Consider the following 26,228-nt stretch of genomic DNA (forward strand, 5'->3'; position numbering starts at 1 on the left):
GTCTTCGGTCACGTCCAGCACGATGTCCGAGGTGCCGGGACGCTCGCCGGGCTTGAACGTGGCCTTCACGTTGAGGCCCGGAATGTCCGTCAGAAGCAAAAGGCCCCGCTCCACGTCCGCCGTGCGCACCGCGCCTTCCCCCCGGATCACCTTCAGGGTGTTCCGCAGAAGCTCACGGCTGTATCGCTTGTTGCCCCGGATGATGATCTCGCCCAACCGGCCTTCACGAACCTTGATCAGAACCTCCCCTTCCTTGATGCACTGGGGAGGCACATAGGCGCGGGAGAGGAAGTACCCGTGCTCTTTGTAGAACCGGGTCACCTCGTCCGTCACTTCCTTGAGGGCGCTCACCTCCATGGTCTGGCCCACGTACGGCGCCACAACCTCCTGGAGATCCTGGTCCGCGAAAACCCGCTGACCCTCAAAACGGATCTTGGATAAACGGAACGTCACACCTTCCCCGCCCTTGAACACCGCGCTCTGTTCGTCCTGAACGCTGATCTCGGGCAGCCGGGAATGAGCGGGAATCTCCCGCTCGTTGAGCGATCTCTCCACTGCACCGGGCATGCCGCTATCCGGCACAACGGATTCTTCGGGCTCTTGTCCAGCCCAGGTTACCGCGGCCATTGCCAGCCACAATATAACCTGCCCCAAAATGATGGTGTGCTTCACTGTCTTCCTCACCGCGGCCTCCTCTGTATAGGCGATCTGCAATAAACATAAAGCATAAGCAAAACTACGGGCGCCGTTTCAAAATCCGCCCAAAACTGAAAAATGACTAAAAAGAACAAACTGTTAAGAATGCGAGCGGCAATGGGAGCATAAAAAGACGCCCTGCTAAAGATAGTGGGCGCAGGAGTGATGTGGGACGTTTGTCCCTCGGGGATGCAAAACAACGAGACGCTATTTTGCAGAAGGATGGAATTGCGTAGGACCCGCATACAGTTCAGCACTTTCAGCCGGCAGACTCAGAAAAAGCAGCTTTCGCAATAACTTTAGCTGTAAAAAGCGCAATACGACGCATTTCTCCCTTGAAACGAAAATGCGGCTATTGGTGGTGCTCTTTGCTTTTTTGCAAAAAATTATACAACTAGTATATAAATAAAAGCGAAACATAAATATGAATTGAATCACATGGGGAGCGTGATTCAGTTCACATATAGTCGCTTATGGGAACTGTATAAGACCAGAACATACCCACATATTTGACACGCTATTCATAGCAGAAAATTGGTGCAGTCCATTTCTTTTTGTGGAGAATATCTCAGTTACTTGTGCGCTTTTGTACTTCAACGCCCGGAAAAGGTCAAGTTAAAATTAAAGATTTTGGCGCCAAAGCCCTTGAATATTTGCAAATTTACTTTTAACAGAATTAAACTGTCGCAGGGCCTTTGATAGCGCCTTGTTGACGATTCGGGAGGTGCTGTGATAGGTATTTTGCGCTATTGAAATACGGATGCGGACCACACCGCCGGATATAATTATTTTCTAAGAAAGGCAGCCCAGTGCAAGTAGATTGTCCAAGATGCCAGGCCCCCATTGACGTCAATGACCTTGAAGAGGACGCTTACTGCAATAACTGCGGCGCAGCCCTGGCCATAGAGATGGGAGGCGCCGGCTTTGCGTTGGTTTCATCCGGCAAAGAAGAAGAGGACGTCCCCATCATACCTGAAGAGGAACAGGCGCCGGACCCCATTCACGACCGGGTATTGTCCGACCATACCAAATGGCGGGTGGGCGCCGTGTTTGCCGCCTTGTTCGGCCTGACGGTTCTGGGATGCGCCGTTTATTCCGCGATCCGTGAATACTCGGAAAAAGGCATGTGGGGGTTGACCCGAGGAAACGAGGCGGCCTTTTTATGGGTGATCATTGCCATCAGCGCATTTTTGCTGATCGGCGCGGGGATCGTGTATCTGATATCCCGGTCCGAGACGAAAAAGTATCTTAAAACCGTAGAGGCCAAAAAAATGGGAGCCAAATCGTGACAAGATATTATCCCAATGCGACCGTTGCAGTGCTGATTCTGTTATGTCTGATTGCCGGTATGGGGACGGCCCAAGCCAAAAGCGGCAAGGGCTCCTCGGTTTATCTGACGGACACTTTCAGAAAATGGCAGGCGGCCCATCAAAAGGTCTGCGACCTGATGGGCCAATTCAAATTTGAAGAGGCGCTGAAGGAATCCAAGCCCTTGATGGGATATTTGGCGGAACTGAAACTGACCGACGGCAAGGAAATGTTTGAAACGTGCAACAATCTAGGCGCCATTCACTTGCATTTGAAGGATTTCCAGGAAGCCCATAACCTATTTTGGACGGCCATGAAAATCGGAACCCAAGTATACGGGTCAGACAGCATCCAAGTCGGCTTTGTGTTTAAAAACCTCTCCATGTTATACGGAGAGCGGGCCGACCTGATTTTTTTAAAACATCGGGATGAGTTGGGCGGCGCCCAAAACCAGGCGCCTCGAAAAAAATAGTTTTGCTCAAGCCACTTGAATATTGTGAAAGAACCTTTATGACAGAAAACGGCAAGCCTTTGGAAACCCCGCCGGACTCCGATTCCAAATCCTCCTCCGACATGACGGAAGGCCCGGTCCAGTCCCCTCTGAATATGGTGACCCCTGTAACCGTGCATCAAAGCTGGGAAGAAGCCTATCGGATTGAACAGGAACAGGATCCCAAAAGCATTGATTTTAAGGAATATGCGGATGGGCGGATCGTTATTTCCAAAGAATCCATGGAAGTCATCCAACGAAAGCTGAACGCAGCCGCCAAACTCAAGAAACGGCATTTAAAAGTCCTGAAAGCGCATGAGCAGTTGCTTGCAGAGCATGAAGGCCTTCTGCACGCCCGGGAACAGGCGCCTGCCGCTTCCGCATCCGAAACGGCCAACCTGCCCGTCCCCGTAAGCGCTCCGGCCGCCATGGAAAGAGCGGTTGTCCGCATGGATAAAATCCTCCTCGCCATGGCGCGCTGCAAATGGCACGAGTTTCAGCGCAGGAAGGATTTGCTTCTTGCAATGAAGAAGACCCTGAACTATATGAAGCGTCGGATTTAGCCCCCGCTGAAAACGGGTTAGGCCGAACAACCGAACATGTTATAAACGGCGAGGAATTCCCTTTGTTTAAAAAATTCAAAGAAAAATTTGGAGCCCCCAAAGCGGACAAATCCATGGTCTGGAAAGAATCCAACCAGGAGCTTGTGGATTTGATCAGAAGCCGCAAAGCGGAAGAGGCCCTGGACGTCGGCCAGAGGCTGGTGGATTTTGTGGACAGAAAATTTCCCAAAGACGCGCCGGAAAAGGCCACGACCTATAACAATGTGGGCATGGCGCTGCTGCTGAACTCGGACTTCTCCCTTGCCGAGGAATGCTTTCGGGAAGCCCTGGCCATGCGTATACGGATTTTTGGGGAAGAGCACCGGGAAGTGGCCGTGGTCTATATGAACCTGGCCCAGATGTATAAGGTCCGAGCCCAACAGATCCTTTCCAAATTCCACGAAAAGACCACAGCCTGACAATCCATCCAAATAATCCGGCGGCCCCCCAAGGGGAGCCGCCGGAATGTAAGCTAAAAGACAATCAATGCGTCGGCCGCCACAGGCTTGCCGTCCATGATCAGAATGGGATTGAGATCGATTTCCTTGATTTCAGGAAAATCCAGGGCCAGATAGCCTAAATTCACCAGCATGGACGCCAGGGCCTCGCGATCCACAGCGCCCATATTTCGGAAATCATCCAGCAAGACGCGGGACTTCAAGGAGTCGATCATAGCCAATGCTTCCGCCTGGGTCATGGGCGCCAGGCGCAGGGAGAAGTCCTTCAAGGCCTCCGCCAGAACACCGCCCATGCCGAACAGAACGCAAGGGGGGTAGCCCTCAAAACGGGTTATTCCGGCCATGAACTCCCTTTGTACGGGCAGCATTTTACCCACGATGACAGGAACGCCCGGGGCCGCTTCCTGAATGGCGTCGTAAGCCTCCGCCGCTTCCTGGGGATTGCCCAGGTTCAGCTTTACCAACCCCTTTTCCGTTTTGTGGAGAATGTCCGGGGAGCAAGCCTTGATCACCACGGGATATCCGAGGGATCCCGCAGCCTGGACAGCCTCGTCCCGACTGGAGGCCAGGCTTTCGGGGCTGACGGGTATGCCGTAATCCGCCAAAATCCGCTTGGCCAGGAACTCGTCCAGGGGGCCGTTGGCCTGAGCCAGGATGGAAGCCGTCTTTTTTCCCAAGCCCCGGGGTTTTTCCGCCTTGGAATAGGGACGGGTCCTGATCAGATGATGTTTGTACAAACAGCCCATGGAAAACGCGGCTTTTTCCGGGGAGGAAAAGACCGGGATGAAGTTGTCCATCATCACATTGCGAGCGTTGTCCTCGTCCCCCATGAAAGTGCCGACCAAAACGGGCTTGCCGTATTTTTCTTTAAGCTGCAAAAAGCTGGTCAGGTCGCTTTTGGTCAGCTCGGTCATATCCTCCTCGGAGACGCCCAAGGCCTTTCCCAGGGTGCCGGCGGTGACCTTGGCCCAACCCGTATCCATGATCCCGTGGATAAGCAGACCGTCCACTTCATCGCATTCCAGAAGAATCTGGGGAATGATCTGTGACAAGGGCTTGGAATCCACGATAAAGGTCAGATCCACGGGGTTCTTGGGGCTTGCCGTGGGCGGGATGACCTCCCGGATTTTGTCCTGCACGTCTGCGGGAAGCTCCTCCACCACCAAACCCTGCCGGTCCGCCGTATCGCACATGCCCGAGCCAGGCCCGCCCGAATGGGTGAGGACAGCCACCCGGTTCCCCTTGATGCCGGGCTGAGTAGCCAGAGCATGACCAACCTTGTACACGTCCTCGATGCTGTGCACCCGGATCACCCCGGCCTGCTCAAACAGCCCATTGTACAAAAAGTCCGGCCCGGCAATGGAGCCCGTGTGGGAAAGGCCGCTTTTGGCCCCCGCCTTGCTGCCGCCCACGTATTGGGCCACAATGGGCTTGACGCGGCTGACTTCCCTGGCGACCTCCAAAAATCCGCCGGGATCGGACAGGGCTTCGATATACAGGCCGATGGCCTTGGTCTTGGGATCGTCGCCCAGATACTCCAGGCAATCCACAATATTGATGTTGGCTTCATTGCCCACGCTCATGGCCTGGTTGACCCGCACCCCCCTGTACTTCAGATAGGTCAGGGTCTGGGCCAGATAGGTGCCGCTCTGGGAGGCGATGCTTAAAAAGCCGGGCTTGTCCTGAAAAGGCGTCACGGTGGCGTTGAACGGATATTGGGAGTTGAACACCCCCATGCAGTTGGGACCCAGAAACCGAATGCCGTGCTTGTCCGCCGTCTCCAGAAGCTGTTTTTCCAGAACCTTTCCGTCTGCGCCCATTTCCCTAAAACCGGCGCTGATAATGATGGCGTGCTTTGTCCCCAGCTTGCCGAAATCGTCCAACATGTCTATGACAAGCCCCGTGGGAACCACCAATATAGCCAGCTCCGGCGTGTCGGGCAGACTGGAGATGGAGGGATATGCCTTTACTCCAAAAATTTCTTCGTGCTTGGGATGCACCGGAATCGCCGTTCCGGGAAACCCGCAATGCAAGATGTTCAAAAACTGCATGGACCCCATTTTCATGGGATTGGCGCTGGCGCCCACAATAGCCACGGACTTGGGCGCCATGATGGTATGCAACGGATTACGACTGGTATTCAACGATTCTCCTCCTTTTGAAAATCCCCCTGAACCTGACTGCTTAAACAAATCTTGGGCGAACCGCTTGTTCGCAACCAAACGAGTGATCGTTCGGTTTGTATCATAGGGCGCAAGAGCCTGTAAAACACTGTCGCATTTTGACGATCGTCCAAAATAAGACTTTTAAAAAGCAAGTAATTGGTGTTCTTCATAATTCCGAAAAACCAGGAATGATAAAAAAATTTTGCACTGCCCCCGGCCCCCGGCTTCCCTGCAAAAAAACACACCAAACCGGGGTTTGAGGCCGCTCGGGAGCCGGTCTTTGAACGGTCCGTGGGCGATGAAAATCGGCCGGTTTTGTTTTTAAAAAATCAGGATTGGACGGCGCTGCAAAGCAGCGGATCTTTCAGGCAGGCGGCGTATTTTTTTCGGACGGCTTTGAGAAAATCGTGCATTTCCGGCTCGGCGTAGTCCGGGTAGGTCCAGGGAAGGTTTTGAAAACCCCCTTTGGTGTAGATAAGGGTGAGGTCCGCGTAAATGCCCCAGGCAAGGTAAACCCTGTGGGTGAAATTCTTGCCCGTGGCCAGGATGAACCGCTCCATGAGCAGATATCCGGGGTCTATGTTCACTTTTCTATAGTCGTTTTCAGCGAAAGCGGCTTCGATTTTGTTGGTCGCCAGCTTGATTTCCGGCAGGTCATCCTGGGCGATAAGCTGGGCGAAAGCGAACATGCGGCGGTACAGCGGGCCGCCCATTTCCCGCTCGTAATACTCGGTGTGATGAAAGGAGAACCACGGGCTCATCATGTCCACCGGGCCGAACCGGCCGGTCAGTTCCTTGAGGATGGGCTCTGCAAGGCTTTTGTCCGCGGTGAAAATACCGATGACCAGCTTGGCCCGGCTTGGGAGAGTGGGTTTGCTCACGGGGCGGTTTACTCCTCCAGGGGTTTGGCCTCGCTGATCAGCATGATGGGAATTTCGTCCCGGATTTCATAGACCAGCTTGCAGGGCCTGCAAATCAGGCCGTTTTCCTGCTCATTAAGTTCTAGTTTGCCCTTACACTTGGGACAGGCTAAAATTTCCAGAAAATCTTTTTTAACGGGCATGTTCGCCTCCTGAATATTGACTTCCGGGCGTTTTCCCGGAATTAATTGGCTATAGTCCTATGCAATTTGCCTGGTTTTGTTGTATAAGGCGCCTCCAGGATGAAATAAGCAGCGGACAAAACGCCGCTCCATAATATCCCTAAAGGACTAAATATGGCCCCTCATTACTTCATTATCCGCTGGTCCGGCATGGGCGACATCGTCATGAGCCTGCCGGCCCTGGCCTTTCTCAGGGAAAAGCAGCCTGACTGCCGCATCACCTATCTGACCGACGTTCCGTTTATGGCCATCCCGCTCATGTCCGGGCTGGTGGATCACGTGGCCCCCCTGGACAGACGGGGATTCGCCAAACCGGGCCGCATCAGCGGAGCCCTGGGCGGCGCGGTCAGCATAGTCTCCCAATTGCGGAAAGACAAGCCGGATATCGCCTTTGACCTGCAGGGCTTCGGAGAAACCGCGGTTTTGGCCTGGCTTTCCGGGGCGCCGATTCGGGTAGGACGTATCAAAAAATCCGGCCCGCGTAAATGGATTTACACCCAAAACATTGACGCGGACTGGGGAACGGATCATCGCAGCGCATTTTTCGTCAAAGCGGCGGCCCAGGGATTGGGTCTGCCGGCCCCCGTCCACTTTGACCGGCCCAGGCTGGAAATCCCGGGATTGACGCCCGTGGAAGGACTGGTGTGCCTGAACATGGGGGCGTCCACCGAATCCCGCAGATGGAGCGAGGAGAATTTTATCGCTTTGGGAAAAAGCCTGTCCCAAAAGGGATACGCCATCCGCCTGCTTTTAGGCCCCCAGGAAACCCATATTCTGGATGCAGCCAAAGCTGCGGCCGAGGAATTCGGATGGGAGATTGCCATGCCCGAAAGCATGGAGGATCTGGCCAAGGCCTGCGGAGAGGCCAGCCTCATGGTTTCCAACGACACCGGGCCTGGGCATCTGGCTGCGGCTCTGGGAGTTTCCGTGATTACGATTTACTCCACGGGAGATCCCGACAACGTAGGCCCCCTGGCCCCTCGGACCGCCTGGTTTCGCGACCGCGAAGACATCAACCGCATCGCCCCCGGCGGCGTGGAACTCGCCTGCCTGAACTTTTTGGAGTGAGGCAGGGTAGACGCCTTGTTAGCTCCTGCTAAAGTCCACCTTGAAGGCCCACAAATTGACGATATTTGAATTTAAGACCATATTTTGCTTATTTTATGCAAAATATGCCTTTTAATTTGACGCATATCTATTTTTACACTATACTGTGTAATCATTTTTATCCTCTAACAGCTAAGGCAATATTATGCTGATTGAATTTTCCGTCACCAACTACCGCTCTTTCTTGGGTACACAATGCCTGAGCATGGCCGCCGGGTCCAAGGCGGACCATTTGAAGGAGAATACCTTTGTATCCCCGATCAATGGAAACTTGCGGTTGTTGAGATCGGCGGTGATTTACGGTCCCAATGCGGCGGGAAAGAGCAACCTTGTAAGCGCCCTCGAGTTTATGCGCGAGTTCGTCCTAAATTCATCAAAGGAGAAACAGGAAGGGGAACCTATCGGTAGAGTCCCATTTCTTTTTGATTCTGAGGCAAAGAGCTGGCCAAGTGAGTTCGAAGTATTTTTTATCCAAGACAGCGTGCGTTATCAATATGGCTTTTCTTGCACTGAGTCTCGTGTAACGGGAGAATGGCTTTTGGCATATCCTGGAAATCGCGCCCAACGATGGTTTGAACGCGCTTTCGATCCTAAGGCTGGAAAAGATGAATGGTATTTCGGCAGCCACCTAACAGGGCCAAAAAAAACATGGATGGAAAGCACACGCTCCAATGCTTTGTTCCTATCCACTGCCGTTCAGCTAAATAGTGAAAAACTCAAACCCGTATTCCAATGGTTTAAAAAATTGGCGGTGATCGGGCATGGAGCCATAATGGGTGATAGTTTTACCGTTGAATGTTGCGAAGATGCAGATAAGAAGCGCCGTATTCTTTCCTTTATCCAAAATGCCGATATTCAAATTTCAGACATTATGGTGGAAGAAGAAAAAATTTCTTTCGAGGATTTCCCATTTCCCAAGGACATGCCAAACGAAGTGCAAAGGGTCTTGAAAAAAGATTTGGATGGCCGGACAATCAAAAATGTTGCGTTTAAACATAAGGCCGCTAATTCCTCTGATGATGTTATTATGGATATTGAAAATGAGTCAGACGGGACGTTAAAACTCTTTTCCTATGCCGGACCGCTCATGGACGTCATGGAAAAAGGACGTGTGTTGGTGGTGGACGAGTTTAATAACAGTTTCCATCCGCTCATCATTCAGTATCTTCTCAGCATAATTCATAACGACGAAATGAACAAAGCCAACGGCCAGCTTATTTTCACCACGCATGACACCTCCTTGCTGGACCAGGACATCCTACGCAGAGATCAAATCTGGTTTATGGAAAAAGATGACAATCAGGCCAGTACGCTATATTCACTGCTGGAATTCAAGCCAAGAAATAAAGAGGCTTTAAGAAAGGGATACCTCCAAGGCCGGTATGGCGCCCTGCCCTACATCGGGGAGGTCCGCTTCTGATGGGAAAAAGCAGACAGGACAAAATATTCCATAAGCGTAAGGCTCGCACAACCAAAGAACTCCAAAGAAAAGCAGGCAAGCGCGCACCTTATGACAGGGTCCTTATCGTCTGTGAAGGAGCAAAAACCGAGCCCCTGTATGTCAAACAAATGTGCAGCGACCTTCGTTTAAGCTCCACTAACCTTGTGGTTGTGGATAACACACAAGGATCCGCCCCCACCAGTGTGGTTGAGTGCGCCATGAAAAAGTACAAATCCGATCCTTATTTCAACAGAATATACTGCATCTTTGACAAAGATCGACATGGCTCTTACAAACAGGCTTGCGACCAAATCAGGGATGCAAAATTGAAAGGTACGAGCACTATTCACGCCATAACATCCGTCCCTTGTTTTGAATTCTGGCTTCTGCTCCATTTCGAATATACTACAAAGGACTATTACCAGACAGGGAAATCTGTCTGCGATAAACTCATTTCCGATTTAAAAGTGCACATTCCCGGTTATGAAAAAGGCGAAGCAAGCAACTACGAAACGACAAAAGATCTATTGAAAACAGCTATAAACAACGCCCAGCGGTTAGAAGCATACTGCAATGATTCAGGAAAAGACAATCCATCCACTCAAATGCATCACTTCGTAGAGTATTTGATGAAATTGAAAGAGAAAGCAGACCGTAGAAGGCAGTCATGCTAAAAGTGCCAAAACTCAAAAACCTAAAACTATCCAAGACCGCTTTATCAATCCCACCACAGATGCAGCAAATTTTCTTCGAGGACAGGCGCGAGGAGCGGGCTTTCTCCATCCCATTCGGAAATGTATATTTCCAGGCCTGCCTGAAATGGGTCGTCCTTGGTCAACCACCCTTCTAAATTTTGCAGTTCCGGTTCGGTAATTTGTCTCTCAAATTTGAGCTTAAGGCCAGCTTGGTCAGCGAATATGACTCGAAAGGGAATCAGTTTCTCAATTTTCTTTGCAACAGAGGCAGTCATGTCAACGCTTTCCTGCTCATTAACTCCTCGAATATAGGCGTTATGAGCGCCTACTTGAAATACTTGGACAATTTCTTCCACAGAGGCGTCCATCGGAATGTCATAAAGCCGGTGCCCTGCATCGCCTTCCATCATTCCCCATAACAAAATTCGGGATGGATTAGAGGATGAGGGCGGATCGTAATAACTTTCCCTGTTTTTTTCGTACCGACCGGCTGTCCAATCGCTGGGCAAATCAGGATGACTCATTTAGCACTTCCTTGGTTAGGGCTCAAGCATTGGATAAATCAAAGGACTGTTTACAAATCTTATTGACCTTTTTATTCCCTCTTACAGCTGAGGCAAGCCGCCCATTTTTTTGCGGGCGCGTTCGGGGATGTCTTTGATGCGCCAGCGGCGATGCACCCACAGCCACTGGGTGGGATCTTTTCGGATGGCGTCTTCCATGACCTTGTTGAACATGGCGGTGTTGGCTTCCACGTCTTTGCCGATGTTTCCGGTCCTGATGAGGGTCAGCGCCGGTTGGAACTCCACTTCGTAAAGGCCGTCGGGCTGCTTGCGGGAGAACGCCGGGATGACCGTGGCTCCGTGGCGTATTGCAAATATGGCCAGGCCTTTGTTGGTGCAGCAGATTCTACCGTAAAAGGGCACGTACACGCCTTCGTACCAGGACGCGTTCTGATCCAGCAGAATGCCCACCGCCTTCTTATTTTTCAACAACCCGGCCACGGCGTTTGCGCTTTTGTCCTTGTCCAGCACCACGTTTCCGGTATAGGACCGCATTTCCGTCAAAACCCGGTCGGCCGGGGCCAGGTCCAGGGGCCTTACCATCACATGGATGGGAATTCCCATCCTCTGGGCCGCCGAGATGGCCATCAACTCCCAGTTTCCGTAATGGGCCGTCAGGAAGACGAGGCTTTTGTCCTCGCGCAGGGCCTTGTATACATGGTCCAGCCCGGAAAACTGGACAAAGCTCTTGAGATTCGTGGAGTCCAGTTTGAACAGATGGGGAAGCTCCAGCATAACGCTTGCCAGATGGATGAAAGTATCCTGGCCTATTTGGCGGATTTCGTCGGGTGATTTTTCCTTGCCGTAGGCGTGGCTCAGGTTGTCCAGGGCGATGTCGCGGTGGCGTTTGTCCAGCTTGAACCACAACCGCCCCAAAGCCCGGGAGACGGGCTTGATCCACGGCCGGGGCATGAGGGCCAAAAAGCGTACAAGAATCTTAATCAGGGTGTATATCAGGTTATCTATGGCGGGATGGAACTCGCGTTCTTTCATAATGTTCTCTATTATAAAGGCCGGATTTCGGCTCTTATGAAGCGTTTTTATTGTTTGGACATTCTTTAGCGCCGGAAAGCACAAGGAAGAATGCGAACAGGGCGTGATACCAGCTATGGTAAATGTTGAAGCCCGTAAGCCCAATGACCAGCAGCACGACAGGCCAGGCTGGCAGGCCGTTTCTCCAGCCTTTGGGGTTGGCGTATATCAGCCGGCAGGCGCGGACCATAAGCCACCCGAACGCCGCCAGCCCCAGAAAGCCGGTGCAGGCGCCGATCATCAAAAACAGGTTGTGGGCGTGGGTTTGCTCCACGTTAAAATAAACGCGGCCGTCCGGGGCTTCCCATGGGGGAACCAGGCCCGAGGCTGAAATCCTGGCGAAGGCGTCCTGGAACGCCCCGACGCCCGCTCCCACGGCCGGGTGCTCCTTCCAGATTTCCACGGCCACCTGCCAGATAACCCAGCGGTCGTACATGCTTTCCATGTTCCACCACTCGCCCAGATAAAAAGCGACTCCCAACAGGGAGAATATGCCGGCGGCGATCAGCCCGACCTTTTTAAAGCCGAACTTCCGGCCCTGGCCGTAAAACACGATGAACACGAACCCCGCCAGCACGGCCAAAACCACGGTTCTCACCTGGGTCTGGACGATCTGACCGAAGGCGATGGCTGCGATGAACAAAAGAATCGCCAGGCGTTTTTTGTTTTGCAGGATATTCCTATCGCCCAGGGCCCAACCGACGAAAAACACGCACGCATAGGCGCATAAGCCGGAGAAGCGGGCGGCTTCCTTGAGCTTGCCGGTATAGCGCTCCAGGGATCGTGCGAACATGTCCACGCCGATGGTGTAGGCAAGGATGGTGTTGAACGCGGCGAACAGGACGCCTGCGGCAAGGCCCCCGACAAGATAGGGGCCTACAGGCCTTCGATTGGACACATCCAGCATAGCCAGGCCGAACAGGAAGAAGCGGACAAAGGCGATGTCGTGCAAAGCCCCTTTGGAGCCCGCCCCGTTGACCATGAGGCTGATGAGGATGGCGCCGAACCAGAACATCCATGGCGCGGTGAGAGGGTTGTCAGCGACCCTTTCCATGGTTCTGTCTCTGGCGACAATGGAGCGAAGAATCCAGGCGACGCTGGCAAGGGCCGCAAAGGCCTCAAAGCCCACGTTGCCTATGACTATTCCCACGGGCACGAGGGCGCCGGCCCACAGGCAGACGAGATCGCACCCGTTTTCGAATTTTTCTCTCAAAGCATCCAAACCTGATCCTATTTTATCCCCCCCGGCAATACGCGATCCAGAATAATCCTAAGCATATCACGCATTTTATCATCCCCAAAATACCGGTCGAACAGCTCCCGGGTTTTAAGGCCCCGTTCCGGCAAATCCTGAGGTTCGGCGATCCACTCCCGCACCTTGTCCGCCAGGGCCTGCTCGTTCCCCCTTTCGACCCAACCGATCACCGGGCTTTGTCCAAAATTATCGGCGTAGGCGGCGGCCTGCTGCGTTATCAGCGGTCTGGCCACGGCCATGGCTTCGAAAATCTTGTTGGGAATCACAAAGTCGGTTTTTCGGGTGACGCCGAAAATTCCCAGAAGAATATGCATGTTTCCCATGCGTTCCGGTAGGGTTTCATACTTCACCCATCCGGTAAATTCAATATTATTTAGCCCTTTGGCCAATTGTTCGGCTTCGGGTTTGTCGTCGCCCTCGCCGATCAAGGTCCATTTGACGGGAAGATCCTGGCATAAGCGGGCCGCCTTCACGATCACGTCCGTGCCCATGGACGGCTGAAAGCTGCCCACAAACCCGACTTCAAAGGGCGGTCCAGGATCGGGAGGCGGCTGAGGCGTGAAGAATTTTGTATAGGCCCCGTTGTACAGCACTCCCAATTTTTCTTCAGGCACGCCCATTTCATCCCGGACAAAATCCGCGTAGGCCGAGTTTTCCAGGACAATCAGGTCCGCCTGTTTGAACAGCCCCGCCTCCCATTTCAAAAGGCGCTGGGCGCGCCGGGAGTCTGCGGAAAACTTGCCTCGTTCATAAACCTGCTTTTGATATGAGGAGGTCAGGGGATCGCTGACGACCGGAACCTTCCATTTTTTGCCAAAGTGGATGGCCGAAGCCATATCGCGCTGGCGAAAGCAGGGAAGCCAGATGAGGTCGGGCTTTTTCAATTTGGCGAAATAGGCCTGAATCAAGCCCAACTCGCTGCCCACGGCAGGATAGAAGTACTCGCAGTTCCAACCCAATTCCCCGAACATCCGGGCGATGGTCCGGTTGCGCGAATAGTTCTTGTCCCCTCTTCCCCACCACAATACAGTCGGCATATTCCAGTTTGCGGACTATTCGCCGTTTTTGACGATTTTGCCGCTTTCCCCTAATCTTTCTATGATTTTGCCAAGCACGAGCTCCGGCGTCAACGACCTCATGCAGGCGTGTTTCTTGCCGGGCGGACATTCGGGCTTGAAGCACTGGCCGCAAGCAACGTCAGACTTTAGCACATTCGCGATCTGTCCGAAGCCGTGGCTCCAACGATAGTTCGTGGGGCCGAAAAATGCAAACACAGGGATTCCCGCCTGGGAAAAAAGATGCATGGGCGCGGAATCGTTGCTGACGGCGAACAACGCCTCCCTGGCCAGGACGTAAAGCTGGCGCAGGCTCAACACGCCGGTGGCGTTCACTCCCGCGTTTTCCGTAATGTACCGGTTAAGGTCCTGCTCCACGTGAGATCCGGTAACCACGCAGGGAATGCCGAAAAGCTCGAACATTTCCACAAGCTGGGCGAAATTCTCCTTGGGCCAGCGCTTGGAGAGCCATTCCGGACTGCTGCCTGCGTGAACCACGGCGAAGCGCTTCTCCTCCAACTCGTGCAACGACATAAACCGCTCCGCGGCCTGAATGTCTTCGGCGCTGGTGTACAGAGGCCCGGGCTGGGTCGCGGGAGGAATGCCTCCTGCCTCCAGGGTCATATTCAGCCTTTGGGCTACATTTTGCTTGATGGTCCGCATCCACTTGCCGGGCGCGCTTTTTGTGTACGCGGGATTGGGCTGGGTGCCGATGCGTTCCGGGCTTTTGGACCATTTGCAAATCCGATAGCTCACTTTGTTGCCCTGCAGGTCGAAAATCCGATCGAAACCCATGGACCGCACCCACTGAATGGTCGGCAGCACGCCCTCCTTGCCGAAAAAACTGTCCCGATTGATGGTCTGCACCCGAAAAAACGGATGATGCCGGAAAAGGCCCTTGGCTTCCGGGCTGGTAAGCAGCCAGATTTCGCCGCCTGCGTAGGTTCGGCAGATTTGCTCCATATGGGGAAGGGCCGCCACGACGTCACCCAAAGCGGTCATTTTTATGACCAAAATCCTTCTCATAGGCCCCTGCCCTTTTCCTTTAGCAATTCGTGATACACCTCCAAAGTGCGGCTGCACATTTTGGTCGCGGTAAAGTTCTCCCACACCCAGGATTTTGCCCGGGCGCCCATTTTCCGCCGCAGGTCAGGATCGGCCAGGGCCTCTTTCAGGGCCTGCGCCATTTGCGCCGGGCTTTCGTGGCTGACGAGCCAGCCGGTCTCGCCGGGCAGAACCGTCTCCAGGCTGCCGCCGTGGGCCGTGGCGACAACAGGCAACCCCATGGCCTGGGCCTCCACAGCCACCCGCCCGAAAGCCTCCGGCTCCAGGGAAGCGGAAACCGCCATGTCGGCGTTCATCAAGGCGGCGGGCATGTCGCTGCAGTGGCCGGGAAAAAGCACCCTGCCTTCCAGGCCGCGTTCTTTCACTTCATCAAACAGCGTTTTCGAGTATTCGGGATTATCCTCCACGTCCCCCACGCAGACCGCAACAAAATCCTGATCCCTGACCAATGACAGAGCTTCGATAAACAGCTTATGCCCTTTCCAGCCCGTAATCCGGGCGGGAAGCATGATTACCGGAGCATGTGATTTATCCAGGCCCCAGGACTTTTTCAAGGCGTCCACTCTATCCCGAGAAACCGCCTCCGGGTTGAAATAATCCGGGTCGAATCCCCGGTGGATCACCCGGATTTTGGAAGGGTCTGTCCCGTAGTTCTCCTTGATATGGTCTGCAATGAAATTGGATATGGCGATTACCCGCTCGCCCCGGGCCATAATCCCGGAAAAAAAATGCACGGAGTAAAATCCATGAAACGTGGTGATAATAACCGGGCGTTTGGCTTTAGGGATGGATTTGGCCGCAAGATACCCCACCCAGGCGGGCACGCGAGAACGCAGGTGCAGGACGTCCACGTTTTCTTTCAGCAAAAGAGACCGCACCGGCGCAAGATATTTCAACAGGGAGGGATTTTTATCCCCCACCCGCATTTCAACATGCTCGGTTCCGGCCTCCACAAGCTGGGGAACAAGGCGGCCTCCGCCGGAAATCACAATGGATCGATGCCCCTGGCCGACCAGATAGGCGCCCGTTTCCAGGGTTCCGCGCTCCACCCCTCCGGCTTCCAGTTCGGGAAGCATTTGTACTATAGTAAGAGATCCGGACGCCATCGCTCTAATATCTCCCTGGCTGCTCTGCCGGCTTCATCCAAAGCCCGGCGCTTTTCCCAGGTTTGCTTGTTATGAAAAAAGTCATCAAAGGATAATACCCATTTTTCCTTGAGCAGCCTGTCCAAGCCCCGGGCGATCTTTCCCGCGGGATTCTTCCATGTAACCGGAATGACGCCGACCTTGCAGCCGGCGCTCAAGGCTTCGTAGGTCATGGATACGCTGTCGGCCGTCACCCAGCACATATCCGCCTGATTATACTGCTCTTCTATCCAGCCCGGACCTGTATCACTGGCGTTGAAAAAGGTGCAATTGGGCATATCTTCCTGCATTTGCAGGAGCTTTGCCAGCATATCTTCCGGCGTTCGGAAGGACGAAGCGACGGTCCAGTGAATTTCCGGATAGGCTTTTATTATGCCGGCCGCCTTGGCAAGGACGTCATCTGAGTTCCACACATGATTTTTTTCGTCTACGCCGCCGATGGCCAGCAATCCCTTGTTGGGCTCGTGCCTCCCAAGGTCCCTGGCCGTGTTGGGCGGCCCCAACGTTTCAAAAAGGTTGGGCTTGTCGCCCGGGTTATCATGGGCCGGGACCAAGCACAGATCAAAATGCTTGACCAGCAAAGAGCTGGGAGTCATGCACGTGACCACCGGCGCCTGGCAGGTCCTTTTGTATTGCAGCATGGGCAGATGGGTGTGTGTTCCCGTCCCGATTATAAAATCCGGCGGATACACGGAGGACCGGCATTCATCGGGAATGCTGGAGCGGCCCATAAACCAGGACATCCACTGCCCGGCCTGAGAGGGAATGCCGGGAATGGGGACGTTCACCTCCGTGATCATGATGTCCGCTATAGCATCCAGGGCTTCCAGGATTCCCCGGGTCTGTTTAAGATGTCCGGGGCGATTGTCCAAAAAAGCCGTTATTCGCAATTTATGCATACAAGTTCCCTGCCTTTTAAAAACAAAGGCGGTTGATTCTTGGCTTCCATATCATTACATGGTTGATTCATCAACAGCGCGGAAAAAGGTTAATCCCGTTCTTTGCGATAGTAAGGCAACAAAGAGGATACATGCCGATCCAGCACCCCTTCGATTACGCATTTTTCGTCCCCGTCCATGACCAGCTCGGTTTCCACCTGCCAGTTGACGTTAATAAACTCGTTTATCGTTGCCTGGTTCAGATAATCGTCTATTTTATGGATTATCTCGCACCGCACCTCGCTCGATTGTCTGGGAACATGCACCAGAGCCTGTCTTTCCAGCGTCTGCAGGGTTTCTCCCCGAACAAAATTTATTTTCACCTTGGCGACAAGGTTCAGGTCATAGTCCGAATGATTGGTAAAGGCCCCGTACAGGTGAAAATCCCTTTGCTTGTCATAGTCCTCGGCTACGGCTTCCACATAGTCGATTGTCACCTTGGGAACCTCTATGGGTAGGGTGTACTCGCTGATTATCTCCTGAGCGGCCCCTTTTTTCAAAACAAAATCTATGTGGGTCAGGGTTACGCAGTCGCAATCATCGTGTCCATAGAACCCGCCTCCCGTTACCTTGCCTTCCTGCCCGGCAAGCAGGCGGGGGACGGAAGCGGACGTGCCAGGGGATGCCTTCCCAATAAAAAAGCGGTAACGGCCTTCCAATTTGTATGCTCCCGCTTCAATGGGGACTGTGCCCGTGTTTTTGACGACAGCCTCCCAATTGCCCATGCCCAGGTATTTTGCACTGATAATCGCCGCTTCCTCCCGAACGTCCAATTGACCCGGCCCTCCCTGGGCGGCCTGGGGGATGGTTTGCTGCAGCGAGACGCCCATGTTGTCCTCAAGGGGAATTTTTTGGGAGACGACTTCCTGGTTGTTCTTCAGGTCAAACAAGACCAGACGAAGGCTTGTTGCGTCCCGGCGTTTGTTGAAGCGAATGCTCACACTGTGGGACCTGCCCGAGCCCAGATTGCTTTCAAAGGGGATGACGCTGGTTTGGTATTGCGTATGCGCAGGAAGTCCAATTTGATAAACCCGGATTTCCATCCTGCCCCTTGTCAAAGAGCGGTTGGGATCCGTGTTTTTAAAGGTCAGGTACCAATACCATTGCCCGTCCTTGTCTTGGGCGCTGAATGACAGAATTTCCAGGGACAAGGGCGCTTTGGCCATGGACAGGCTTTCGTTGATCCTGAAGGGCGCCATGGGCTGCCCGGCCAAGGCCTGCGCGGCAACGATTAAAGACAGCAACAGAACGATTTGCAAAAGCCTCCGGGGAGTTTTCATATCAAATCCTTTCGCTATTTTTATAATCCGGCGTCTTTCAAGAATAGGCGCACGGCGCGCTTGCCGTCCACTTTCTGATGCAGTCAGCTTACATCCAGGCGGTTTAGAATTTTTTCAGCCCTGGTCCTCCATTGTGTATAGGCCTCCGGAGTGTAAGTCTTTGGGAAATTTTTATAGTGCCTTGTAATGATGGGAATTTTAGCGCCATGCTTAACAAAGCCGATCAGGGTTCCTAATACGGGCAAAGCCTTCATGAAAAGCCCCAGGCCTTGCAGGGGCGCCACGCTGAACGGCCGGGCGTCGTGCACGTTCTTGAACTGCCTGGGGTCTATGAGCTTGCGGCGTACAAGTTCCTGCACTTCCTGCTCCGTAAAGGTGGTGAGCACCCGGTGCGCCACGTAATATCCGGCGAAGATGGCGCCCAAATGGGTCTGAAAGGCCGCGTTATATCCCCACAGATGCTCTTTAGTCGGTTCCAGGCCGGCGTTCAGGGCTTTAGCGATCGTCCAAGCGCATTGAGCGCCGGCGATCATGGAAGGCGTTGTACCCGACCCGTTGGCCGGAGACGCCATAAAGGCGGCGTCTCCCACTATGGCTATGCCGTTATCCACCAGGTTGTCCAGGGGATTGCGCATGGGGATGGCCCTGCCCCCGCCGTAAATGCGCTCCGTGCAGAATCCCAGGCGATTGTCCTTAAAGTCATCAATAAGCTCCCGCGGGGACAGTACGTCCGGGTTTTGGGACTTGCAGCCGGCCAGCAAAGCCATGATCTCCTGATCCAGATCCAGTTGATACATAAAGGTGGAAAAGGAGCCGCCTCCGGGCACGCCCACGTAAAAGACCATCTCATTGGGGATAAGGATGCCCTCGTTCACCATTCTCCGGGCCGGCCCCGGCTTGATCTTCCACAACTCCTGAATGGCGTGCACCCGGTCGTCGGGGCGGCAGGTAAAGTTGAAATCGCAAAACCCGGGAATTTTTTCCAGGATGGGAGAAAAGGCGCCGCAGGCAGCCACCGTGACTTTTGCCGAAATCTCCCGGGGAGCGTCGTCAGACTCCGCAATCACGCCGGTTACAGCCTTGCCGTCATTCAAAAAATCGATGATTTTGGCGCCGAATTGGAACTCCACGCCCGCCTCGCGGCACAATCGCACCAGCCGCTTTTGATACAAGGACACCTTTAAGGCGTAATTGGGAATGTCGGGCATGATAATGGTTGCGTCGCCGTTGCTGGAATTGGTTCGCATGTTGCGATGAACCGGAAAGGCCAGTTCCTCGGGCAAGGGCTTGGGAAGGTCGTATTTGTCAAAAGGGTGGAGGTCCAGGTCGTTCAGCCAGGTGTTGCCGTGGCTGTCTTCCGGGTTTTTCTCCAAAACCAATACGTCCAGGCCCTCCTGGGCCATTTTCAAGGCGGCGATCAGGCCGCCGGTTCCCGCGCCTATAACCACTGTATCCGGATTCATTATTCTCCAATCTGCAATTTTGATTTCAGGAAGTCTTCAAACTCCTGGGCCCGTTCAAACTCCAGGGCGATTTCCAAAGCATACAAATCCAGGCCGTGGGCGTCCCAGCCGGTAAGCCGAACCAAATCCTTTTCCGTGGTGATCAGGGCCTTGACGTCCGCCTTGATGGCCGTCTCCACAATGATGTTCCTATCGCGCAGCGTATATGCGTGATGATCCGGGAAAGACAGGCGCTCCAGCACGGCAACTCCCAAGGAAGACAGGCTTTCAAAAAAGCCCTGGTTATCCGCAATGCCCGCAAACGCTGCGACTTTTTTGCCTTTCAAATCGTCCAGGGAATGCCGGACGATTTTGGGGCCTCTCGTCCCTTTTTGGGGAAAATACTCCAAAAAGCCTTCGGGCTTGTGCGTGCAGGAAAAAACCGGCTTGCCCTGCGGCAGCGGAGCCGAACCCGCGCCCCTATCCGCCCGGGTTCTGATGACGGCGTCGGCCCTGGACGCAAATTCAACAGGCTCCCGCAACATCCCTCGGGGAAAAACATGGCCGTTTCCGAAGGGCGCCTGGGAGTCCACCAGCAGCAGGTCCAGATCGCGATCAATGGCAAGGTGGCTGAACGCATCGTCCAAAATCAAAACCTGGGTTTGGAATTGGGAAGCACATAAGTTAGCGGACCTGACCCGGTTTCCACCCACAACCACGGGAACGCCGGGCAATTTGACGGCCATCAGCCAGGGTTCGTCTCCCGCTTCAGCCGGGGTGAGCAAAACGTCCTTGCTGTCCGACGCCGCACCGCCCTGCTTTTGCATGGTCCCGCCGTAGCCTCGGCTGGCGATGGCGACGTTCAAGCCCCAACCGCTAAACAAACGGGCCAAATGGATGGCCATGGGGGTCTTGCCCGTGCCGCCCACGGTGATATTGCCGACGGAAACGACCTTGCAGGGCGCCTTGTTTGTCTTGACATGGCCCTTTTGGTACAGCTTAAACCGCAAACGCATGACCAGGCCGTATGCCAGGGAGACAAGATGCAAAACCGCGCCCGTCAGGCCCATGTTTTCGTCAGGACCGGACCGCATGACCGTTTCTATTCGCCGCCGCAGGCTACTCATGATTTTCAATAAACTCCTGAACCAGATCCAGGTTCCTTTGTAAGGCGCCTCGATTCCGGCGAATGACTTCCAGGGCGTTTGCGCCTATCTTGACGCCTCGGGCGGGATCGTCCAGCAACGCATGCACGGTCTGGGCGAGTTCCTGAGAGTCCTTAACCTGAATCGCCCCGCCCTGATTCAGCAAACGCGCCGTGATATCCGGGAAGTCGCCCATGTCCGGACCGAATAACACGGGCTTGCCGAACAGGGCCGGCTCCAAGGGATTATGCCCGCCGAACGGCAGCAGGCTGCCGCCCACAAAGCAAATGTCTCCGCGGGAGTACAACGCGGCCAGGAGGCCCATTTGATCCACCACCACCGCATCGGCCTGTTCCGGCTTTTGGGAGTACAACGCCGCGTCCAATCCGTTTCGCGAAAAAATATCCCGCACATCCCCCGCCCTTTTGGGGTCCCGGGGGGCGATGATTATGGCCAAGTTGTGCTCCTTGTTCCGGGCTTTCAATAAACCGGCCAGAATCTCCTCCTCGCCAGGATGGGTGGAGCCAGCCACAAACACCGGTCCGGAAAAATCAGGCAGCGCTTCCAAAGGCTTTAGATCCGGCGCATAAGGCCGGTCGAATTTCAGGTTGCCGGTCACGACCATGCTTTCGGACCTCACGCCAACCTTCAGGAATCGTTCGCCTTCTTCTTTGGATTGCGCGCCGACCTTGTTAAAGCACTGAAACACCGGCTTCATTAAAAAGCCCAAATTCCGGTATCCCTTGTACGAAGAGTCGGAAAGCCGTCCGTTGGCCAGAATCAAGGGGACGCCACGCTGTTTGCACTGAAAAATGAAGTTGGGCCACAGGTCCGACTCCACCAGGATGAACATGCACGGATCGACTTGATCCAGGGCTTTGGAAACGCACCAGGGCAGATCGTACGGATAATACACCACGCCGGCGACATGGTCCTGCAACTTCGCCCTGGCGTTGTCGTAGCCCGTTTTGGTGGAGGCGGAGACGATGATATCCTTGTGGGGCCAGGCTTGGGCCAAAGCCAAAACCATAGGGACGGCCGCATTGATTTCGCCCACGGACAGGCCGTGCACCCAGATGGGTTTGCTGCACTGGGGATAGGCCTGAAAACCCAGCCTGGGCCCCATGGTCGTGCGGCGCTTTTCCTTTAACGCCGCCAAAATCAGGCCTATTGGCAGGAACAAAATCGCGCCCAGGCAGAGCGCCAGATTGTAAACGGCTTTCACCATATTTCATCCAAAAAAATCAGGCGAGTTCGTAAACAAAAACAGCCGCAAGCACTGCAAATACCGTGTTGGCCGTCCAGGCTGAAAAAATCGGGGAATACATGCCGGCGTAGCCGAGGGAAAGGCACAGGCTGTGCACCACCCAATAGGCGAATGCCAATCCCATACCCATGACAATATTGACGGCCATGCCCTCTCCCTTTTTTCCGCGAAGCGCCATGGCGCCGCCCAAAACGGACATGATCAGGCAAACCAGCGGAAAGGATATTTTGGAGGCCAGATCCACCCGAAACCGGACGGCCTTGTATCCTTCGGACTCAATTTTATGGATGTGCTCCTTTAACTGCACCAGGGACATTTCGTCCGATCTTTTCACCCTTTCATGCAACTGATCGGCCGTAAAATTCATTTCCACCTTTAATTCTTTATGCTGCCTTGTTTCGGATGCCCTGCCCCCAAAGGACTCCATGGCGTTGCGCAGAGTCCAGACGTTTCCGGAAATGGTTGCGTCTTCGGCGTCGATCCGTTTAATCAGCTTAAAGGACGCGTCATAGTAATTCAAGGTGATATCCCTGGCCGTATGGGTTTCCGGAATGTATTTATCCACCCTGCCGATGAGCCCCTTGCGGTGAAACCAGGTAGTCTTGGTCCCAACGTCCCCCTCATGCCGCACATCGTCATACCAAATCCGATTGGCTTCCGCGGCCGTGGCCGGAACGATTATTTCATTAAAAGCGAATAAAAACAAACTGGCGATGACGCCCATGACCGCTATGGGCTTGAGCAGGGAAAAGCTGCTGCCCCCGCCGCTGGCGTAGGCGATGATTTCGTTATGCTTGGCCATGAGCCCGATTACCACCATAGCGGAAAGCAAGACGCCCACCGGCAGCACCTGGGCCGCCACAAAGGGGATGCGCAAGAGGAAAAACCAGCCCACCGTAAGCAATGGAATTTTGGCGGCCATGAAATCGTCGATTTTTTCAAAAAAATCCACAGCCACATAGATCACCACCACGGCGAACAGGATGGTCAGCAGGTTCTTGAACAGCGCCCTGGCTATGTATTTTGAAATAATCGTCATGACTTTGCCGCGGCCTCTTGCCCGCCGCCCCATCTGCCGGACAGGATGCGAGCCTTGGTTTGAAACCAGGCGAAAATGGCCACAGGCCGGTCCTTGGCCATGCGCACCAGGGAAAAGCCCCCCATGGCGCCGATCACCAAATTGGGAACCCACATGCCGATCATAGGCGGATACTTGCCCGCCTCTCCGAACACCCAGCCGGCGGACAGCAATAAATAATACAGCAGGAACAAGCCCAGGCCCAGGGCCACTCCAAAAGAGCGGCGCGCCGACCGGGATACGATGCCCAAAGAAACGGCCGCCAGCCCCAGGACGATGCACGAAAACGGGATGGAAAATTTTTTATGCACTTCCAGCAGGGCCAGATAATACCTGTCGTCCTTTTTGTTGTAGCGTTTTACGAATGTTAACAGCTCCTTGAAATACATTTCCTCCTCATCCTTTTCGCCGTCCCGGGCCCCCAGGGCGGTCCTAAGATTGAGGTTGAAGTCGTAGCTGTCAAAATCCACCGTAAACATGGACTGATTCTTGCGATCCGCACGCACAATGACTCCATCGCTCAAACGAAGCTGCCAGATATCGTCGCCGCCGCTGGGGATGATGCGGCCTTTGGAGGCCATGATGGTGCTGGAAAGCTCCAAGTCTCTGCGGTCTTCAATAAAAACGTGATGTAAGGTCCTGGACTCCACGTCCACGGACCCCACGTACAGGACCACCCTTTTAAAGGTCCGCTCGAAAGATCGCTCCTTCAGGCCGATTTCCACGTTCTGCCGAGCCACGTCGATGAGCAGCTCCTTGGCCGCCATCCGTCCCCAGGGCAGCCCTATAAAGGACATGGACGCCGTGAGCAGGGCCGTGGCCGTGCAAAAGGCCAAAACCGGCGGCAGCAGGCTGTACAGGCTCCATCCGGCGGCTTTGAGGGCGGTGATTTCGTTGTCCGACGACATGCGTAAAAAGGTCAGCAGCACGGCCATCATGGTGGACATGGGAATGACGAAAATCAGGAAAAAGGGCATGGAATACATGAGGAGCATCATGACATGCCCCAGGCCCACCCGAAAATTTACTACATAATCGGTAAGTTGCAGCATCCGAGTCATGAGGAAGATCAGGGCGAAAACCAAGAGGGTCACCCCAAAGGGGGGGAGCATTTCTCCGAGCATGTATTTAAAGACAATGTGTTTTTTTCTCACCCTGAACCTGATTTCAGTTTAATGTTCATGCCCTTATCCCTCAAAACCAAAAAAATTGCAAACAGGCTTCGGTCCCTGAAAAAAATCCTTGGGCCGCTCTTGTATCATGAAAGGAGATTGTGCTAAGGTATGTCCACGCGACGTCACAAGTGAGCTGTAAGCGAAAAAATTTTTATAGTGAGTATTTCCAATAAGTTCCCCATGAAACCAGACATCGACATTCGTACCATGGAAGAGGCCATGAAAAGCGGGGCCGCGGACCTGGATTCGCTGTTCGCTCTGGGCGATCTGTATTTCGCCCAAGGCAGGCATTACGATCTGCTGGATCTGTGCAATCGCATGGCTCTCATGCCCCTGACCCAACTGGATCTGGCCACCGTCCTTTCTTACAAAGGGGTGACCCACGTTTGCCTGAGCCATTGGGAGGCCGCCACGGATGCGTTCCTGCAATCTCTGGACGCCCTGGAAGACGTGCCGGAGAATCTGGAGGAGGTGGTTTCGCTCAAAGGGATGAATTATTACGATTTGTCCCTGTACTGCCAGGACCTGGATAAAGCGGACGACTACGGGGAGCTCGCCCTGAAATATCTCACCATCCTGGCCCATCATTATCCTGACTATCCCCATATGCCCAAGGTTTACGCCCACATCGCCGACCTGCACCACAGCATGGGCGAACTGGACGAGGCCATGGTGTATTACGGGCTCTTTTACGAGGCCAGCCACGAAACCGAGGATAAGGTCTGGGCCATGACCGGCATGGCCACGGTGTACGGCTTTTTGGGCAAAATCGACAAAGCCCTGGACATGTACAACGAAGCCCTGGCCATTGCGGACACCAAAGCCCTGAAGGCCAAGGTCTTCTACGACATGGGCGAAATGCACTACCGGCTGGAAAACTACAAGGAAGCCAAGTCCGCCCTGGAAACCGCCATGCAGTACCGGGGTCAGGACCCGGCGCTCAGGCAGAACCAGGAGTTTGAAGTCAGCATCTTGTGGCGTTTGGGCGCCATCGCCTTTGACCAGGAAGAAGACGATGAAATGGTCCCGCTTCTGGAGCGGGTTTTGGATCTGGTGGACCCGGCCCACACCTATTATGCGGACGCCAACCTGCGCCTGGGCCATTATTATCTGCAGCAGTGCCGCTATTCCACGGCGTCAGGCTATTACAATCAGGTGCTTCTCTCCCCGGCCGCCAGCGCCGAGGAAACCCTCATCGCCAAAGACTCCCTGGCCAGCATCCCCCTGAAAAAGCCGGCCATGCTGCATTGATCTCAGGCATTACTCCAATATGCTCTAGCGAAGCATCAAATAATGGTCAATCAAGCGGCCAACAAAGCTATTGTAAAGAATACTGCTCGACGGCCCCAAGGAGTCGGATAAAAACTCGTTCCCATGCTTTGCGTGGGCATGCATACCAAAACCACATAAATCCAGTTTGTTAGCAAATATCCCTAAACTGATTGTTCCGTTCAGTATCGAATAAAACCACAAAAACGATAGCGCCCAAGGACAAAGACTCCGGATTCCCGGCAAGCACATTCGGGAATGACTTTAACAACATAGCAGGGCGAACCCTGAGACGCAAAGAGACAATCCCCTGCCGTTGTGGAATACGATTGCGGCAAATAACCGTATATATGTGTTCTCCTGGGGCCATGAAAGGATGGCAGGAATTAGGGGTAATGCAGACTTCCTTGCGAAGCGCATTTGAAAAGTTTTTGAAGGGGGTCTGGGGGAAACTT

Annotated in this window: 25 protein-coding genes; 8 read left to right on the forward strand and 17 right to left on the reverse strand. The window is 53.9% G+C overall.

The features are described from left to right. Window positions 1-684 (reverse strand): POTRA domain-containing protein (locus tag BUE18_RS20820; RefSeq protein WP_139264832.1); only part of this gene is annotated, 684 nt, incomplete at its 3' end. A gap of 821 nt (window positions 685-1,505) precedes the next feature. On the opposite strand from BUE18_RS20820, the gene BUE18_RS20825 reads away from it, so the two are divergent. The 4 genes from BUE18_RS20825 (at window position 1,506) to BUE18_RS20840 (ending at window position 3,515) form a co-directional block, all read left to right on the forward strand. Then, complete coding sequence (locus tag BUE18_RS20825; protein WP_073478112.1) at window positions 1,506-1,985, forward strand: zinc ribbon domain-containing protein; 480 nt, start codon at window positions 1,506-1,508, stop codon at window positions 1,983-1,985. Beyond that, complete coding sequence (locus BUE18_RS20830; protein ID WP_073478113.1) at window positions 1,982-2,476, forward strand: tetratricopeptide repeat protein; 495 nt, start codon at window positions 1,982-1,984, stop codon at window positions 2,474-2,476. Before BUE18_RS20825 ends, BUE18_RS20830 begins: the two co-directional genes overlap by 4 nt. Window positions 2,477-2,514: 38 nt before the next feature. Further along, window positions 2,515-3,057 carry a hypothetical protein gene (locus BUE18_RS27640; RefSeq protein ID WP_073478114.1) on the forward strand — a complete coding sequence of 181 codons (543 nt, stop codon included), beginning with the start codon at window positions 2,515-2,517 and terminating at the stop codon, window positions 3,055-3,057. Between the two features lie 113 nt (window positions 3,058-3,170). Next, a complete protein-coding gene (locus tag BUE18_RS20840) occupies window positions 3,171-3,515 on the forward strand; it encodes a tetratricopeptide repeat protein (RefSeq protein WP_211482829.1) in 345 nt (114 codons plus the stop codon). A gap of 53 nt (window positions 3,516-3,568) precedes the next feature. Here the strand turns inward: BUE18_RS20840 and BUE18_RS20845 are convergent, their stop codons facing one another. The 3 genes from BUE18_RS20845 to BUE18_RS20855 all read right to left on the reverse strand — a co-directional run bounded on the left by BUE18_RS20845 (window position 3,569) and on the right by BUE18_RS20855 (window position 6,782). Then, window positions 3,569-5,698 (reverse strand): acetate--CoA ligase family protein, encoded by a 2,130-nt coding sequence (locus tag BUE18_RS20845; RefSeq protein WP_073478116.1) that lies wholly within the window; start codon window positions 5,696-5,698, stop codon window positions 3,569-3,571. A 350-nt stretch (window positions 5,699-6,048) separates the two neighbouring features. Then, the gene (locus BUE18_RS20850; protein WP_073478117.1) at window positions 6,049-6,600 is read right to left on the reverse strand and encodes a DUF4416 family protein; all 552 of its coding nucleotides are present in this window, start codon (window positions 6,598-6,600) and stop codon (window positions 6,049-6,051) included. Window positions 6,601-6,608: 8 nt separating this feature from the next. Further along, the gene (locus BUE18_RS20855; protein ID WP_073478118.1) at window positions 6,609-6,782 is read right to left on the reverse strand and encodes a Trm112 family protein; all 174 of its coding nucleotides are present in this window, start codon (window positions 6,780-6,782) and stop codon (window positions 6,609-6,611) included. A gap of 153 nt (window positions 6,783-6,935) precedes the next feature. On the opposite strand from BUE18_RS20855, the gene BUE18_RS20860 reads away from it, so the two are divergent. From BUE18_RS20860 to BUE18_RS20870, 3 genes are all read left to right on the forward strand, one after another. Continuing rightward, window positions 6,936-7,889: a glycosyltransferase family 9 protein gene (locus tag BUE18_RS20860; protein ID WP_073478119.1), complete on the forward strand. Its 954-nt coding sequence runs from the start codon at window positions 6,936-6,938 to the stop codon at window positions 7,887-7,889. A 184-nt stretch (window positions 7,890-8,073) separates the two neighbouring features. Next, window positions 8,074-9,348, forward strand: a complete 1,275-nt coding sequence (locus tag BUE18_RS20865) for an AAA family ATPase (protein ID WP_073478120.1) — start codon at window positions 8,074-8,076, stop codon at window positions 9,346-9,348. Continuing rightward, window positions 9,348-10,043: an RloB family protein gene (locus BUE18_RS20870; protein ID WP_073478121.1), complete on the forward strand. Its 696-nt coding sequence runs from the start codon at window positions 9,348-9,350 to the stop codon at window positions 10,041-10,043. Before BUE18_RS20865 ends, BUE18_RS20870 begins: the two co-directional genes overlap by 1 nt. Before the next feature lie 44 nt (window positions 10,044-10,087). Here the strand turns inward: BUE18_RS20870 and BUE18_RS20875 are convergent, their stop codons facing one another. The 13 genes from BUE18_RS20875 to lptF form a co-directional block, all read right to left on the reverse strand. Next, entirely contained in the window at window positions 10,088-10,588 is a 501-nt protein-coding gene (locus BUE18_RS20875) for a hypothetical protein (protein WP_073478122.1), read from the reverse strand. Window positions 10,589-10,669: 81 nt separating this feature from the next. Next, on the reverse strand, window positions 10,670-11,620 hold the full coding sequence (locus tag BUE18_RS20880) for a lysophospholipid acyltransferase family protein (RefSeq protein ID WP_073478123.1): 951 nt from the start codon (window positions 11,618-11,620) through the stop codon (window positions 10,670-10,672). A gap of 34 nt (window positions 11,621-11,654) precedes the next feature. Further along, complete coding sequence (locus BUE18_RS20885; protein ID WP_073478124.1) at window positions 11,655-12,881, reverse strand: O-antigen ligase family protein; 1,227 nt, start codon at window positions 12,879-12,881, stop codon at window positions 11,655-11,657. 8 nt (window positions 12,882-12,889) lie between these two features. Further along, entirely contained in the window at window positions 12,890-13,951 is a 1,062-nt protein-coding gene (locus BUE18_RS20890; protein WP_083611196.1) for a glycosyltransferase, read from the reverse strand. Window positions 13,952-13,966: 15 nt separating this feature from the next. Then, window positions 13,967-14,995, reverse strand: a complete 1,029-nt coding sequence (locus tag BUE18_RS20895) for a glycosyltransferase family 9 protein (protein ID WP_073478126.1) — start codon at window positions 14,993-14,995, stop codon at window positions 13,967-13,969. Then, window positions 14,992-16,140: a glycosyltransferase family 4 protein gene (locus BUE18_RS20900; protein ID WP_073478127.1), complete on the reverse strand. Its 1,149-nt coding sequence runs from the start codon at window positions 16,138-16,140 to the stop codon at window positions 14,992-14,994. The genes BUE18_RS20895 and BUE18_RS20900 overlap by 4 nt, the downstream gene beginning before the upstream one ends. Continuing rightward, a complete protein-coding gene (locus BUE18_RS20905; RefSeq protein WP_073478128.1) occupies window positions 16,116-17,078 on the reverse strand; it encodes a mitochondrial fission ELM1 family protein in 963 nt (320 codons plus the stop codon). The genes BUE18_RS20900 and BUE18_RS20905 overlap by 25 nt, the downstream gene beginning before the upstream one ends. An 89-nt stretch (window positions 17,079-17,167) precedes the next feature. Continuing rightward, on the reverse strand, window positions 17,168-18,397 hold the full coding sequence (locus tag BUE18_RS20910) for a hypothetical protein (RefSeq protein WP_073478129.1): 1,230 nt from the start codon (window positions 18,395-18,397) through the stop codon (window positions 17,168-17,170). Window positions 18,398-18,480: 83 nt separating this feature from the next. Beyond that, window positions 18,481-19,860 (reverse strand): NAD(P)/FAD-dependent oxidoreductase, encoded by a 1,380-nt coding sequence (locus tag BUE18_RS20915; protein WP_073478130.1) that lies wholly within the window; start codon window positions 19,858-19,860, stop codon window positions 18,481-18,483. Then, on the reverse strand, window positions 19,860-20,966 hold the full coding sequence (gene lpxK / locus BUE18_RS20920) for a tetraacyldisaccharide 4'-kinase (RefSeq protein WP_073478131.1): 1,107 nt from the start codon (window positions 20,964-20,966) through the stop codon (window positions 19,860-19,862). The genes BUE18_RS20915 and lpxK overlap by 1 nt, the downstream gene beginning before the upstream one ends. Next, window positions 20,959-22,212 carry a 3-deoxy-D-manno-octulosonic acid transferase gene (locus tag BUE18_RS20925; RefSeq protein ID WP_073478132.1) on the reverse strand — a complete coding sequence of 418 codons (1,254 nt, stop codon included), beginning with the start codon at window positions 22,210-22,212 and terminating at the stop codon, window positions 20,959-20,961. Before BUE18_RS20925 ends, lpxK begins: the two co-directional genes overlap by 8 nt. Before the next feature lie 16 nt (window positions 22,213-22,228). After that, window positions 22,229-23,290 carry an LPS export ABC transporter permease LptG gene (lptG, locus tag BUE18_RS20930; RefSeq protein WP_073478133.1) on the reverse strand — a complete coding sequence of 354 codons (1,062 nt, stop codon included), beginning with the start codon at window positions 23,288-23,290 and terminating at the stop codon, window positions 22,229-22,231. Beyond that, window positions 23,287-24,483: an LPS export ABC transporter permease LptF gene (lptF, locus tag BUE18_RS20935; RefSeq protein WP_073478134.1), complete on the reverse strand. Its 1,197-nt coding sequence runs from the start codon at window positions 24,481-24,483 to the stop codon at window positions 23,287-23,289. Before lptF ends, lptG begins: the two co-directional genes overlap by 4 nt. Window positions 24,484-24,684: 201 nt before the next feature. Here lptF and BUE18_RS20940 point away from each other — a divergent pair, with 201 nt between their 5' ends. Beyond that, entirely contained in the window at window positions 24,685-25,755 is a 1,071-nt protein-coding gene (locus BUE18_RS20940; protein WP_083611198.1) for a tetratricopeptide repeat protein, read from the forward strand. Window positions 25,756-26,228: the final 473 nt, after the last annotated feature.

Source organism: Desulfatibacillum alkenivorans DSM 16219, assembly GCF_900142135.1.
GTDB classification, from domain to species: Bacteria; Desulfobacterota; Desulfobacteria; order Desulfobacterales; family Desulfatibacillaceae; genus Desulfatibacillum; species Desulfatibacillum alkenivorans.